Annotated in this window: 13 protein-coding genes, 1 rRNA gene and 1 pseudogene; 4 read left to right on the top strand and 11 right to left on the bottom strand. The window is 69.2% G+C overall.

Translation table 11 applies throughout. The annotated features are described in order from the left end of the window. Window positions 1-25: 25 nt before the first annotated feature. Window positions 26-1,675, top strand: a complete 1,650-nt coding sequence (locus ACYVL2_RS03500; RefSeq protein ID WP_460540239.1) for an alkaline phosphatase D family protein — start codon at window positions 26-28, stop codon at window positions 1,673-1,675. A gap of 210 nt (window positions 1,676-1,885) precedes the next feature. Further along, window positions 1,886-2,605, top strand: a complete 720-nt coding sequence (locus ACYVL2_RS03495; RefSeq protein WP_460540237.1) for an energy-coupling factor transporter transmembrane component T family protein — start codon at window positions 1,886-1,888, stop codon at window positions 2,603-2,605. Window positions 2,606-2,698: 93 nt separating this feature from the next. Here the strand turns inward: ACYVL2_RS03495 and lepA are convergent, their stop codons facing one another. Further along, window positions 2,699-4,570: a translation elongation factor 4 gene (gene lepA, locus ACYVL2_RS03490; protein ID WP_460540234.1), complete on the bottom strand. Its 1,872-nt coding sequence runs from the start codon at window positions 4,568-4,570 to the stop codon at window positions 2,699-2,701. A gap of 126 nt (window positions 4,571-4,696) precedes the next feature. Between lepA and ACYVL2_RS03485 the strand changes: the two genes are divergently transcribed. Both ACYVL2_RS03485 and rpsT read left to right on the top strand, forming a co-directional pair. After that, window positions 4,697-4,897 (top strand): hypothetical protein, encoded by a 201-nt coding sequence (locus tag ACYVL2_RS03485; RefSeq protein WP_460540232.1) that lies wholly within the window; start codon window positions 4,697-4,699, stop codon window positions 4,895-4,897. Between the two features lie 185 nt (window positions 4,898-5,082). Further along, window positions 5,083-5,355, top strand: coding sequence for a 30S ribosomal protein S20 (rpsT, locus tag ACYVL2_RS03480; RefSeq protein ID WP_460540230.1), 273 nt, complete (start codon window positions 5,083-5,085; stop codon window positions 5,353-5,355). A gap of 71 nt (window positions 5,356-5,426) precedes the next feature. Here rpsT and ACYVL2_RS03475 read toward each other — a convergent pair. The 10 genes and pseudogenes from ACYVL2_RS03475 to rrf form a co-directional block, all read right to left on the bottom strand. Further along, window positions 5,427-5,672 (bottom strand): annotated as a pseudogene (locus ACYVL2_RS03475) (hypothetical protein); the annotation flags it as partial. After that, on the bottom strand, window positions 5,665-6,651 hold the full coding sequence (gene holA / locus ACYVL2_RS03470; protein ID WP_460540228.1) for a DNA polymerase III subunit delta: 987 nt from the start codon (window positions 6,649-6,651) through the stop codon (window positions 5,665-5,667). The pseudogene ACYVL2_RS03475 and the gene holA, both read right to left, overlap by 8 nt. Before the next feature lie 151 nt (window positions 6,652-6,802). Continuing rightward, complete coding sequence (locus ACYVL2_RS03465; protein ID WP_460540226.1) at window positions 6,803-9,130, bottom strand: ComEC/Rec2 family competence protein; 2,328 nt, start codon at window positions 9,128-9,130, stop codon at window positions 6,803-6,805. Further along, window positions 9,127-9,891: a helix-hairpin-helix domain-containing protein gene (locus ACYVL2_RS03460; protein ID WP_460540224.1), complete on the bottom strand. Its 765-nt coding sequence runs from the start codon at window positions 9,889-9,891 to the stop codon at window positions 9,127-9,129. The genes ACYVL2_RS03465 and ACYVL2_RS03460 overlap by 4 nt, the downstream gene beginning before the upstream one ends. 133 nt (window positions 9,892-10,024) lie before the next feature. Next, the gene (locus ACYVL2_RS03455; RefSeq protein ID WP_460540222.1) at window positions 10,025-10,876 is read right to left on the bottom strand and encodes a DegV family protein; all 852 of its coding nucleotides are present in this window, start codon (window positions 10,874-10,876) and stop codon (window positions 10,025-10,027) included. A 13-nt stretch (window positions 10,877-10,889) separates the two neighbouring features. Next, on the bottom strand, window positions 10,890-11,396 hold the full coding sequence (locus ACYVL2_RS03450; protein WP_460540220.1) for a hypothetical protein: 507 nt from the start codon (window positions 11,394-11,396) through the stop codon (window positions 10,890-10,892). A gap of 38 nt (window positions 11,397-11,434) precedes the next feature. Further along, window positions 11,435-12,097, bottom strand: coding sequence for a histidine phosphatase family protein (locus tag ACYVL2_RS03445; RefSeq protein WP_460540218.1), 663 nt, complete (start codon window positions 12,095-12,097; stop codon window positions 11,435-11,437). Then, on the bottom strand, window positions 12,094-12,498 hold the full coding sequence (gene rsfS, locus ACYVL2_RS03440; protein ID WP_460540216.1) for an RsfS/YbeB/iojap family protein: 405 nt from the start codon (window positions 12,496-12,498) through the stop codon (window positions 12,094-12,096). The genes ACYVL2_RS03445 and rsfS overlap by 4 nt, the downstream gene beginning before the upstream one ends. Before the next feature lie 119 nt (window positions 12,499-12,617). Further along, window positions 12,618-13,220, bottom strand: a complete 603-nt coding sequence (nadD, locus tag ACYVL2_RS03435; protein WP_460540214.1) for a nicotinate-nucleotide adenylyltransferase — start codon at window positions 13,218-13,220, stop codon at window positions 12,618-12,620. A gap of 162 nt (window positions 13,221-13,382) precedes the next feature. Next, window positions 13,383-13,470, bottom strand: a 5S ribosomal RNA gene (gene rrf, locus ACYVL2_RS03430); the annotation flags it as partial.

Genomic DNA, 13,470 nt, shown 5'->3' with positions numbered 1-13,470 from the left:
TCCCTCCCCCGCAAGCGAGGTTCCCATGCAGCTCTCACGCCGAATACTGCTCGCCTCCTCGGCGGCCACGGCCGCCGTCTCGATCCCCACGGCGGCCTGGGCCGACGACCGCCGCGACCAGATCCGCCAGGACCCGTTCACCCTCGGAGTCGCCTCCGGGGACCCGACCCCGGACGGGGCCGTCCTGTGGACCCGCCTGGCTCCCGAACCGCTCGCCGAGGACGGCATGGGCGGCATGCCGAACCGCGCCTTCGACGTCAAATGGGAGGTGGCCGGCGACGAGCGGTTCCGCCGCCGCGTCGCCTCCGGCTTCCAGCAGGCCCGCCCGGAGTGGGGCCACAGCGTCCACGTGGAACTGACCGGCCTGGAACCGGGCGCCGACTACTACTACCGCTTCAAGGTCGGCCGGTGGGTCTCGCCGATCGGCCGGACCCGCACCGCACCGGCCGCCGGCGACATGCCCGAGTCGCTGCGGATGGCCTTCGCCTCATGCGCCCAGTACGAGCACGGCTACTTCACCGCCTACCGCCACCTCGCCGAGGCGCGGCCGGACCTGGTGCTCCACTTGGGCGACTACCAGTACGAGTACCAGGCCGGGGTGTACGTGGCCCCGGGCGGGAACGTGCGCGACCACGACGGGCCGGAGACCGAGACGCTCGCGAACTACCGCCAGCGCCACGCGCAGTACAAGACCGACGCCGACCTGCAGGCCGCGCACGCCGCGGCCCCGTGGCTGGTGGTGTGGGACGACCACGAGCTGGACAACAACTGGGCCGACGAGGTCTACGAGCACCCCGACACCGAGCAGCCGCGGTTCCTCGAGCGCAGGGCCGCGGCCTTCCAGGCATATTGGGAGAACATGCCGTTGCGGCGCTCGTCGGTGCCCCAGGGGATCGACATGCAGCTGTACCGGCGGATCGAGTGGGGGCGGCTGGCGCGCTTCCACATGCTCGACACCCGCCAGTACCGCGACGACCAGGCGTGCGGCGACGGCTGGAACCGCGACTGCGCCGAGGCCTGGGACGAGAAGCGCTCGATCACCGGCGACGCGCAGGAGGCGTGGCTGCTGAACGGCTTCCAGTCCTCGAACGCCCGCTGGGACGTGCTCGGCCAGCAGGTGTTCTTCACCCAGCGCGACTCCGACGCCGGCCCGGTCAAGCGGACCAGCATGGACGCCTGGGACGGCTACGTGGCCTCGCGCGACCGCATCGTGCAGGGCATGCTCGACCACGACGTCCGCAATCCGGTGGTGCTCACCGGCGACGTCCACACCCACTGGGCCTCGGAGATCAAGACCGACTTCGACGACCCGGACTCGGCGTCGGTGGGCGTGGAGCTGGTGACCAGCTCGATCACCTCGGGCGGGAACGGCGCCGACTCGGTGCCCGAGGACAACGCGATGCTGGAGATCAACCCGCACATCAAGTTCCGCAACGCCCAGCGCGGCTACGTGCTGGCCACGATCACCCCCGACCAGATGGACGTGGACTTCCAGGTGGTGCCGGTCGTGACCGAACAGGACTCACCGGTCTACACGCGACGGTCGTTCAGCGTCACCGACGGTGAGCACCTGCTGCACCAGACCTACGATCGTCCCGTGGACGCCACCGTGTCCGCCAGGTCGACCAACCCGTTCGCGCACTCAGACGAGAACGCCGACGACAGCCTCCGATGAGCCGCACGGGCGGGGCGGCCCCGGGGTCGCCGGGGCCGCCCCGCCCGTGTCCCACTACTTGAGAACGCTCGCGCCGATTTCGCTTCTGATCTGGCGTGAATTGCGATGTCAGGCAGGGAAATGTCGCGAATCTCCGTGCAGCGCGATGCGCTTCGAGCCGCTACAGTGTGCAGGGAAATCTTGCCCGACTACTTCACCGGAGACGTCGATATGACACATCCCCCTCAGCAGCCGCCGCCCGGCGCGGCCGGCAACGGTCCGCAGCAGCCCCCGGCCTCCGACCCCCTCAGCGAATGGGGAGCCAAGCCCCACCCGGGACGGCCGCAGAAGGTCAACTGGCTGACCCAGGCGCTGTGGGCGTACATGGCCGCATCGGTACTGATGCTGGTGTTCTCGATCATCGCCCTGATCACGGTGCCGTTCCTCGGCGGATTCGTCGTGGCCAGCGGGATCGTCGGCCTGATCTTCTACAGTCTCTCGATCGTGATCGTCTGGTTCATCGTCAAGGAGAAGCTGGGCGTCTTCGGCGCGTCCGATCCGCGCACGCCCCTGCTGATCGGCTTCGGCATCCTCGGATTCTTCGCGCTCTTCGGCGTCTTCGGCGGCTGGGGCCTGGGATGGATCGCCATTTTCAACGTCCTGCTCGGACTGGCCAGGCTCGCGGCTGTCGGAGCGGTGTTCTACCTGGTATTCCAGCCCGAGGTGCACCAGTGGCTGCTCTCGAGGCCCGGCAACCGGCCGAAGAACCCGCCGGCGCCGCCGCAGGGCTACGGCCAGCAGCCGCCGGCCCCCGGCTACCCACAGCAGCAGGCCCCGCAGGCCCCTGGTTACCCGCAGCAGCAGCAACCGCCTGCCGGACCGCCCCAGCAGCAGCCGCCGGCTCCCGGCTACCCGCAGCAGCCCGGCCAGGGCCAGCCCCCGCAGCAGTAGACAACGAGTCAGCGGGCGCCGGATCGATCGATCCGGCGCCCGCCGTCGTTTGGGCCGCGTTCGAAGACCCCGGCCGGGGTCATCGAACGCGGCTTAGTCCTCGTCGGTGCGCAGGGCCGCGATGAAGGCGTCCTGCGGGACCTCGACCCTGCCGACGGTCTTCATCCGCTTCTTGCCCTCCTTCTGCTTCTCCAGCAGCTTGCGCTTGCGGGAGATGTCGCCGCCGTAGCACTTGGCGAGCACGTCCTTGCGCAGCGCCCGGATGTTCTCGCGGGCGATGATGCGCGAGCCGATCGCGGCCTGGATCGGCACCTCGAACTGCTGGCGCGGGATGAGCTTCTTGAGCCGCTCGGCGAGCCTCACCCCGTAGGAGTAGGCCTGGTCGCGGTGCACGATCTGGGCGAAGGCGTCGACGCGCTCGCCCTGGAGGAGGATGTCGACCTTGACCAGGTCGGCGTCCTGGGATCCCTCGATCTCGTAGTCCAGGGAGGCGTAGCCCTTGGTGCGGGACTTGAGCTGGTCGAAGAAGTCGAAGACGATCTCGGCCAGCGGCAGCGTGTAGCGGATCTCGACCCGGTCGGTGGAGAGGTAGTCCATGCCCTCCTGGACCCCGCGCCTGGTCTGGCACAGGTCCATGACCGGCCCGATGTACTCGGTCGGGGTCAGCACCGTCGCCTTGACGATCGGCTCGGTGATGCTCGAGACCTTCCCTTCGGGGAACTCCGAGGGGTTGGTGACCTCCACCTGCTCTCCGTCCTCCATCGTCACCTGGTAGACGACGTTCGGAGCCGTGGAGATCAGGTCGAGGTCGAATTCGCGCTCGAGTCGCTCGCGGATGATCTCCAGGTGCAGCAGCCCGAGGAAGCCGACGCGGAACCCGAAGCCGAGCGCGGCCGAGGTCTCGGGCTCGAACTGGAGCGCGGCGTCGTTGAGCTGCAGCTTGTCGAGCGCTTCGCGCAGGTTCCCGTAGTCGGAGCCGTCGATCGGGTAGAGCCCGGAGAACACCATCGGCTTGGCCTCGGTGTACCCGGGCAGCGCCTCGGCGGCGGGCTTGCGCTCGAAGGTGACCGTGTCGCCGACCTTCGACTGGCGGACGTCTTTGACGCCGGTGATGAGGTAGCCGACCTCACCGACCCCCAGGGCCTTGGAGGGCACCGGCTCGGGGCTGATGACGCCGATCTCGAGCAGTTCGTGGTCGGCCCTGGTCGACATCATGCGGATGCGGTCGCGGGCGTTGAGCTTGCCGTCGACGACCCGGATGTAGGTGATCACGCCTCGGTAGACGTCGTAGACGGAGTCGAAGATCATCGCCCGGGCCGGCGCCTCGGCTTCGCCGACGGGCGGCGGGATCTGCTCGACGATGGCGTCGAGCAGCTCGACGACGCCCTCGCCGGTCTTGCCGGAGACGCGGAAGACGTCCTCGGGCTCGCATCCGATGAGGTGGGCCAGCTCCTCGGCGTAGCGGTCGGGCTCGGCCGAGGGCAGGTCGATCTTGTTGAGCACCGGAATGATCGTCAGATCGTTGCCCATGGCCAGGTACAGGTTCGCGAGCGTCTGCGCCTCGATGCCCTGCGCGGCGTCGACCAGGAGGACCGCGCCCTCGCAGGCCGCCAGGGAGCGGGAGACCTCGTAGGTGAAGTCGACGTGGCCGGGCGTGTCGATCATGTTGAGCACGTAGCCGTCGCCCTCGTGCTCGCCCGAGCGGGTCTTCCAGGGCATGCGGACGGCCTGCGACTTGACGGTGATGCCGCGCTCGCGCTCGATGTCCATCCGGTCGAGGTACTGGGCGCGCATCTTGCGCGCCTCGACGACCTCGGTGATCTGCAGCATGCGGTCGGCCAGCGTCGACTTGCCGTGGTCGATGTGCGCGATGATGCAGAAGTTCCGGATCAGCTCCGGAGCAGTCGAACCTGGCGCGTTCGTCACGTTGGCCTTCCTTCTCGGCGAAGCTCGCGAACCGTGCATTGGAATCGCTCGGCTCGGGGTGGGCGAGACAATTCTGCCTTACCGATCGGCGCCGACCCGAACCCCCGAGCGCAAAAGCGCCCCACCACCCCGAACCGGCCCCCTATAGGAAATATCCTATAGGATATGGGATCAGCCCGACGGCGAGGCGTTCGATCACACCGACGCGCCGACCGGCTCGCACTGTGGCCGCACGGCCAATGCTCGACCATCCCGCTCGAGCTCTCATGCTCGGAGTTCGTCATCAGCGGCGAGCTGCCGGACGAGTCGATCGAGGAGATCGTCGACACGGTGTTCCCGCCCGCGCTCAAGGCCACCGCGCGTTAGTACGGCGACAACAGGCGGCGGCCGCGGCATCGCCGTTCACGACCTGGTGTAACCTGGCTCGCGGTCAGGAGTCCAAGCCGTGTGCGTCGCTCGGCTCCTGGTAACGTTGACAGTCGCGCGGAGCGCGCCCTGCGCCCGACGCGGTTTGTAAGGAACCAAGTAATCACGAGACTGAGGCTTCACGCGTGGCGAACATTAAGTCCAAGGAAAAGCGCAACCGGCAGAACGAGAAGCGCCGGCTGCGCAACAAGGCCGTGAAGTCGTCGCTGAAGACCGCCGTCCGGAAGTTCCGTGAATCGGCGGCCACCGGCGACGTCGCCGCCGCCGAGACTCACCTGCGGGCCGCCTGCCGACAGCTGGACAAGGCCGCCTCCAAGGGAGTCATCCACAAGAACCAGGCCGCCCAGCGCAAGTCCAAGCTGGCCGCGTCCTACCAGAAGCTGGCCGACGCCTCCTAAGGCCGGCCGGCGGCAACAAGCTTCAAGGCTCCGTAGGGCATCGCCCGACGGAGCCTTCGGCGTGCCTAATCACTCCGGTCGACGGCCCCCGCGATGACGTCGTTGAGCTTGACCATGACCGCGACCGCCACCGGCAGGATCGGGACGATCCACCACGAGACCAGCTCGGTCAGCGCCATGAGCACCCCGAGGGCGATCGATCCTTCGAAGAAGACCACGCACCAGGCGTTGGACGGGTAGAGGTGCCGCAGGCCCAGCGCCCGCGCGTACCAGGGCCGCCGGAGGCGGACGACACGGCCGTGACGGTACTCAGACACCGCGACCGGCTCCGCTGAGACTCGTGATCTCGAGGATCGCGTGCTCCAAGGCCCACGCCCGGTCGTCGGCGCCGCCCTTGACCTCGCCGTTGAGACGGGCACAGACGCGCATGGCCTCGGCCAGGCTGTCTGCGGTCCAATTGCGAGCCTGCCGGCGGGCCTTGTCGATCTGCCACGGGGCCATGCCCAACTGGCCGGCCAACTGCTGCGCACCGCCGCGTTCGGAGGCGACACGGGAGAGATTGCGCACCGCCATCGCCAGCGCGTCGGCGATCGGAACGGGGTCGACCCCGATCTGCATGGCCCAGCGCAGGGACCCCAGCGCCTCGCCGGCGTTCCCGGCCACGACCGCATCGGCGACGCTGAACCCGGTAACCTCGGCCCGGCCCGAGTAGTAGCGGGCGACGCTCTCGACGGTGATGTTGCCCTCGGTGTCGGGGACCAGCTGCGCGCACGCCGAGGCCAGCTCCCGCAGGTCGGAGCCGACGGCCTGGATGATGGTCTCGGCGATCTCCGCCGAAGCCGAGCGCGGTGACGCCCCGGCCGCACGCAGCTCTCCGCGCACGAACGCGACGCGGTCGGCCTGCCGTTTGATCTTGGAGACTCGCACGATCTCCGTATCGAGCTTCTTCAGGCCCTCGGACAGTGCCTTGCCCTTGTTGCCGCCGTTGTGGCAGACCGCCACGAAGATGCCGGGAGCGGGTCGCTCTGCGTACGCCAGGAGCGCGGCGATGGTGTCCTTGTCGACCTCCTGGGCTCGCTCGACGATCACGACGACCGCCCCGCCGAACAGTGTCGGGCTGGTCAGCGATGCCAGCGTGCTGGCGTCCAGTTCCGAGCCCGAGACGCGGTTCACGGCCGTGTCGGGGTCCGAGGAGGAGGGATCGGCGCGGACCGCCGCCACGTACTCGGCGGCGGCTCGCTCGGCGAGGAATTCGTCATCGCCGAGCACCAGTCGGATGGGTTGGAGTGCAGCCACGGGATACATACTTCCACGTTCGCATCGCGACTCCCAGATTCCACTGCCCCCGAACGAACGCCGGCGAGCCGACAGCCAGGTTTTTCGCATTACCGTCGAACAAAACAAACGACGCCGCATCACCCGTTCGAGTGAGTCGCGCATGGGGAGCTCACTGCGCTCGCCGTTCGGTCGTCACCTCGAACCGGTCGCCGTCGCGGGCGACGGTGATCGCTCCGGACCGGTCGGTGCGGAAGACCAGGCACCCTCGTTCCTCCAAGAGCGCCAGCGCACCCGGATCGGGGTGACCGTACTCGTTGTCCTCGCCCACGCCGACCAGCGCCACCGTCGGGTCGGTCGCCTCCAGGAAATCGGGGATCTGGAACGAGGACCCGTGATGCGGCACCTTCAGCACGTCGACGTCCAGGTCCCATCCGGCGTCCAGGAGCAGCCGCTGCGCCTCCAGCTCCACGTCTCCGGTCAGCAGCACGCTGCTGCCGGCCACCTCGGCGCGCACCGACACCGAGTTGTTGTTCGGGTCCGACCGGGTGCCGGACAACGGGTCCGCACGCGGCCACAGCACCTCGAGCCGCGTCCGGCCGAACTCGTACACCTGCCCCGGGGCCGGGTCCAGTCGCGGAACGCCTCCGGCCGCCTCCTCGACCATCTCGAAGCCGTAGGTCGCCTCGCCGGGCGGTGGGGCCAGTATCGCTTCGACCTGCCTGCCGCGCATCACCCCGCTCATCCCGGCCGCATGGTCGATGTGGAAGTGCGACAGCACCAGCAGCGCGATCCGGTCCACGCCGAGGCCGTCGAGGCACTCGTCGACCGCCGCCGGATCGGGACCCGCGTCGACCACCACCACGCCCTCGCCCGCGGGCAGCACCAGCGCATCCCCCTGGCCGACATCGCACATCGTCACGACCCACCCGGACGGCGGGTCGTCGCTCAGGAGGCAGGCGGGGACCGATCCGAGCGCCACCGCCGCACCGCCCGCCAGCAGCGGCCTGCGCAGCCGCCGCACGTGGAGCAGCCCTATGAGTGCCGTCAGGGCCAGGGCCGCGAGCAGGCCCCACCCGACGCCTGTGGGCCACGAGAGCGTCCCGCCGGGGACCTCCGCGCCGGTCCGGGCCAGCCACACCAGCCAGCGCGCGGGGATCGCCGCCAGGCCGGCGCACCACTCGCCCGCCGGCAGCCACACCGTCGCCGCCACGGCCGCGATCACGGACAGCACCACCACCGGGGCCGCCACCAGCGTCGCCAGAAGGTTCACCGGGATCGAGACGAGACTGACCTCGCCGATCCAGGCCGCCAGGAGCGGTGTCACCGCCACTTGCGTGGCCACCGGAATCGTCACGGCGAGCGCCGCGGCCTGCGGCCAGCCGCGGTGCTCGAGCGGACGGGCCCACCGGAACGCCAGGAGCAGCAGTCCCGCGCAGGCGGCCACCGACAGGGCGAAACCAGGCCGCGCCGCCATGTCCGGGTCGATGAGCACCAGGACCAAGACCGCGGTGGCCAATGCGGGCATCGCCGCCGTCGGGCGGCCCGCGGCCAATGCCAGCAGCATCATCCCGGCCATGACCGCCGCTCGAAGCACGCTCGGCTGCGGACCGGCGACGACCACGATCCCCGCGACCGCGAGCGCCCCGATCATCACCCGGGGCCTCGGCCCGGCCCGCAGCGCCAGCGCCACGGCCAGCACCGCTCCGACGACGAGGCTCAAGTGGTAACCGGAGACCACCACCAAGTGCACCAGCCCGGTGCTCCGGAAGTCCGCCGCCAAGTCCGGGTCCATTCCGGAGGTGTCGCCGACGGCCAGCGCCGGGATCAGGCCCGACTCCGGTGACGGGGCCGCAGCGGATGCTTCGGACAGCCGGTCGCGGACATACGAGGCGGCCCGATGCGCGATCGAGGGCCGGCCGAGCGACTCCGGCGGCCCGCGGGCACTGACCACCGCGGCGGTCAGCCGGCCCGGCTCGGCCTGCTTCAGGACGGCGTCGGCCGACACGCGAGCCCCAGCGTCCACCGCGGCCCATTCGTCGCCGCTGGCTATGAGGAACACCCGCCAGTTCCCGCGGACGCCGAGCGCATCGCTGGAGAAGGACCGCAATCGCGCGTCGGCGGTGTAGACGCTCGGATTGCGCGCCGACTGCTTCGGCGCGGCGGCGACCACGAGTTCAGCCGCTCCCTTCGCTTCGGCGGCGACGAGGCGGCCGAGGTCGGGGGCGTCGCGCGCGGCCACATGCACGGCGGTCACCGACGATGCGAGCATTCCACCGAATGCGAGAGTCGCCATCGCCGCGGCGGCGTCTCGGTGTCCGCTGTGGCCGAACCAGACCGCTCCCGCGCACACGACCGCGATCAGCACGCAGGTCAGCGCGTTCCCGTAGAGACCGGCCAGGGTTCCGGCCCATGCCCCGGCGGCCGCCAAGGGCAGCCGGAGATCGCGACGGACCACCGCCGAGGGCTCCGGTCTGCGTTCTCGGGTTGCGCTTTTCACAACGTCACCTGCTCGCGGATCTGGTCGAGCAGGTTCGGGCCGATGCCCTGCACTTCGGAGAGTTCGTCGATCGACTGGAAGCTGCCGTTGGTCTCGCGGTAGGAGACGATGCGTTCGGCGAGCACCGGTCCGATGCCGGTCAGCGAGGCGAGGTGCTGGGGATCGGCGACGTTGAGGTTGACCAGGCCGGCGGCCGAGCCTCCGGCTCCGCCGGCGCCCTGGGCGGCAGCGGCGTCCGGCACCGCTACGAGGTCGCCGTCCGAGACGACTCGCGCCAGGTTGAGGAACCCGGGGTCGGCTCCGTCGGCGAGGCCGCCGGCGGCCTCGATGGCGTCGGCCACGCGCGCCCCCGCCTCGAGCTCGACGATGCCGGGGCGTTCCACCGCTCCGGCGACCGACACCACGATCGTCTCGGGCCGCGCCGAGGTCGGGGGCGGCGCCTCGACCGGAGCGGTGGCCGCCGGTTCGCTCCGCGGCCAGGACAGGACCGTGACGAACAGGCCGGCTGCGGCCACGGCGATCGCGATGACGGCGAGGACCCACCGGTTGAGGTGCGAGAGTCCCAGCCGGGCTTGGAGTCGTTCGGTGCGTGCGGTGAGGCGTTGGCGGTTCGATGGCCGCGAGAGCGGCTCATCGTCGACTTCGCCGCTGGCGACTTCCACCGTTTCCTCGCAGACTCGCCGCGGCTGCGCCGAACCGGCGAGTTCGAGCTGCAGTCTCGCGGCCAGCGCTTTGGATTCGGTCCGGTCTTTGACGTCCATGCACGGCTCAACGAGCGCGGGTCACGGCCGTGACTCAAGAATTTCGGGGCCTGTGGACAACCCGGTCACCCCTGTGGACAACTTCGATCGGTGTGGACGCCGCCGGCATCGCCGGGCATAATGCGGCGGCGCGTTACTCGAGCCTGCGAGTGATGACGCCGACCAGTCCGGGACCGCAGTGAGCCCCGACGGCGGCGCCGACTTCGGCGACGTCCATCCGGCGGAGCCGGTCTCCGAACCGCTCCCGCAACCAGTCCGCGAGCGCTTCGGCTCTGCGCTCGGCACCGAGGTGGTGCACGGTCATCTCGACGGCGGCGTCGCCGGCGTCGCCTACGGCGAGCGCCGCCAGCCGCTGGAGGCCGCGCGTGGGTGTCCTGACCTTCTCGATCATGTCGATGCGTCCGTCGTCGACGCCGAGGATCGGTTTGACCGACAGGGCGGTGCCGACGAGCGCTTTCGCGGCGTTGATCCTCCCGCCGCGTCGCAGGTGTTCGAGCGTGTCGAGGTAGAAGTAGGTGGTGGTGCGGCCGATCGTCCGCAGCGCGGCTTCCGCCGCGCCGAACACGTCAGCGCCTTTGTCGGCGGCGTCCAGGGCCGCCAGCGACGGGTATCCGACCCCCATCCCGGCGCCGAGGGAGTCGACCACCGCGACCCGTCCGCTGAAGCCCACTGCCGCCGCTTCGGCGGCCGCCACCGTCCCGGACAGTTTGCTCGAAAGGTGCACCGAGACGATGCCCGTAGCGCCTTCGTCGAGCAGCCGCTGGTAGGTGCCGCGCAGCAACTCCGGGGAGAGCCGCGAGGTCGTCACCGACGTTCGGGGCTCGCGCAGTGCTTGGAGGATCCGTTCGGAGTCGATGTCCTCGCCTTCGCGGTACTCCTCGTCTCCGATCAGCACGGGGATGCCGAGCACTCGCAGGTTTCCCCTCCCGGCGCGCAGATGCTCGGGCAGAGCGGAGGTGGAGTCGGTTACGACGGCAACGGTCACCCGGCCACATTACCTAACCGACTGATTCGGCTTCCTCCACCACGAACGGGGTTCCTTGCTGGCAGAACGACATCATGTCCGGTTCGAGATGACCGTGGAGCTCGACCTCGGCGCCGGCGTAGACGACCGACTTGTCGTAGTCGCCGAAGATGCCGTACACCGTGCCCTTGTAGTCGAGGATGAGGCATCCGGACTCGACGCCGGATTCCACGGTGCCGGTGATGGTCATCTCGCTGGTCGAACCAGGCTTGTCGGAGCCCAGGGACGGGTCGAGGTAAGGGGTCTCGTCCGGCATCGGTTCGCTCTCCTCTGCGTCGGTCGGCTCGGGCTCGGAGGATTCGGTCGGCTCGGCGGTGTCGGTGACCGGTCCGGTCGTCGGGACGACGATGCTCGGTGACTCGTCGTCGGCCCCGTTGCCGCCTGCGCCGCAGGCGACGAGCGCGGCCAGGAGGAGTCCGGCGGCCATCATGGTACCGACCGGCCTCGTGAGCCGGGTGGTGCGAAGGTTCGGTGCGTCCATGGGGGTTCGACGCCGCGGAGGGGGTTCCGGTTGCACCGCTATGCGTGCCCTCCGGCGAGCTGGCCCTTGGACAGCAATGCGGTGCCGATCGTGTGCGGTGGAGTGACGCCGAGGTTGTAGCCGTACATCCGCCATTTGCCCGACTTCATGCGCCGCAGATCCGCCCAGTGCACGTTGTCCATGCCGGACAGGCCGCTGGTGGGATCGTGGTCCCAGCCGAGCACGCCGCCGACGATCTGCCGGGCCGAGCCGCCGTGGCACACCAAGATCGCCGTCCCGACGCCTCCGGCCTCGACCAGGTCGTGTACGGCCTCACCCGTGCGGCGCTTGAGTTCCCCCCAGGTTTCGATCTCGCGGTTGAGGAGCGGCTCCTGCGCCCGCCAACGCCGGTGGTCGTCCGGGAACTGAGCGGCGATCTCGGACATCGTCAGGCCCTCCCACGGCCCGTAACCGCGTTCTCGGAGACGCTTGTCGAGCTCGATCTCGATGCCGGTGATCTCCGCGATCGGCTTGGCGGTGTCCACGGCCCGGCGCAGGTCTGAGGAGATGATCCGGACCGGTTCGTAGGCGGCCAGGGCGGCGGCCGCCGCGGCGGCCTGAGCTCGACCGGTCTCGTCGAGACCGATGTCGGAGGAACCCTGGATGCGGCCTGAGAGGTTCCATTCGGTCTGCCCATGCCGCAGCACGAGGAGTCGGTTCACTGCTGGTCCTCCGCCTTCTCGTCCTGCGAGGGTGCGGTGGCGCCGTCCTCGAACGGGATCTCGGGGCAGTCCTTCCAAAGCCCGTCGAGGCCGAAGTACTGGCGTGCCTCCTGGTGGAACACGTGCACCACGAGCTCCCCGTAATCGACGAGGACCCACGACTCGCCGCCCTTGCCTTCGCGACGCAGCGGCCGAGTGTCGTGCTGCTTGATGAGTTGCTCTTCCACCGCGTCGACGACTGCCTTGACCTGCCGCTCGTTCGACGCCGATACGATCACGAACACATCGGTGAGGGCGATCTTGTCGGTGACATCCCTGATGTTGACATCGTGGGCCTTCTTGTCGGCTGCCGCCTGCGCTGCAGAGAACGCCAAGGTCATGGCGGTGTCGGTTGCGGTCACGTACTCCCCTTACGACGATCATCCTGCCGGGATTGCCCGGCCATGGCTCTAGTCTTACACGCACGGACCGACGACGCCCTCCGCATTTGGCCCGTTCGGGCGTGGGACACGTCGCCGGCTCAATCCCGGTAGAGGCGGTGCTCGTCGATGTGGTCGACGACGGGGTCGGGCACGAGGTATCGAATCGGCTCGGCGTCGCGCACTCGCCGGCGGCATTCGCTCGACGAGACATCGACCCCGGGCATGTCGACGAATTCCACGTCGATGCCGAACGAGGTGTCCACTTCCCGCCGGGAGTGGCCGAGCCGGTTGAGGGCTATGAATTTCACTGCCTTGCAGAGCTCGTCGAGACGGTGCCACGTGTGGAGGTTGGCGAGCGAGTCGGCACCGAAAATGAAGTAGAGGTCGACCGGATGGTCGTATTCGGCCCTGATGTCGGTGACGGTGTCGACCGCGTACGTATGCCCCGGACGATCAATATCGCAGGTACTGACCCTGAATCTGGAGTCCGCCTCTACGGCGAGCCGCGTCATGGCCAGACGATCGGCGGCTCCGGTGATGTCGCGGTGGCTCTTCTGCCAGGGGTCTCCGGTGGGCACGAATACCACCTCATCGAGGGCGCAACGTGCCGCGGCCTCACTGGCGGCGACAAGGTGCCCGAGATGAAGAGGGTCAAAGGTGCCCCCGAAAATTCCCACTCGGCGAAGCGGCAAGTCTTCCACAGCACCGAATCCTACAGGCACGTCCGCTCGGTCCCTGATGCCAATGAGCGGCGACTATTCGCCGATGGTCGGGACCGGGATGTCAGGTGGTGTTTCGGGATGGTCGGTGGGTACAGGGAAACGGCCTCCGCTGACGCGGAGGCCGTTTCTTCTCATGTATATGTTTGGCGGTGTCCTGCTCTCCCACACCCTCGCGAGTGCAGTACCATCGGCGCTGGAAGCCGTAACGACCGGGTTCGGAATGGGACCG

It is taken from the genome of Glycomyces halotolerans (assembly GCF_054779575.1).
This window is presented reverse-complemented; position numbering and strand designations above follow the sequence as displayed.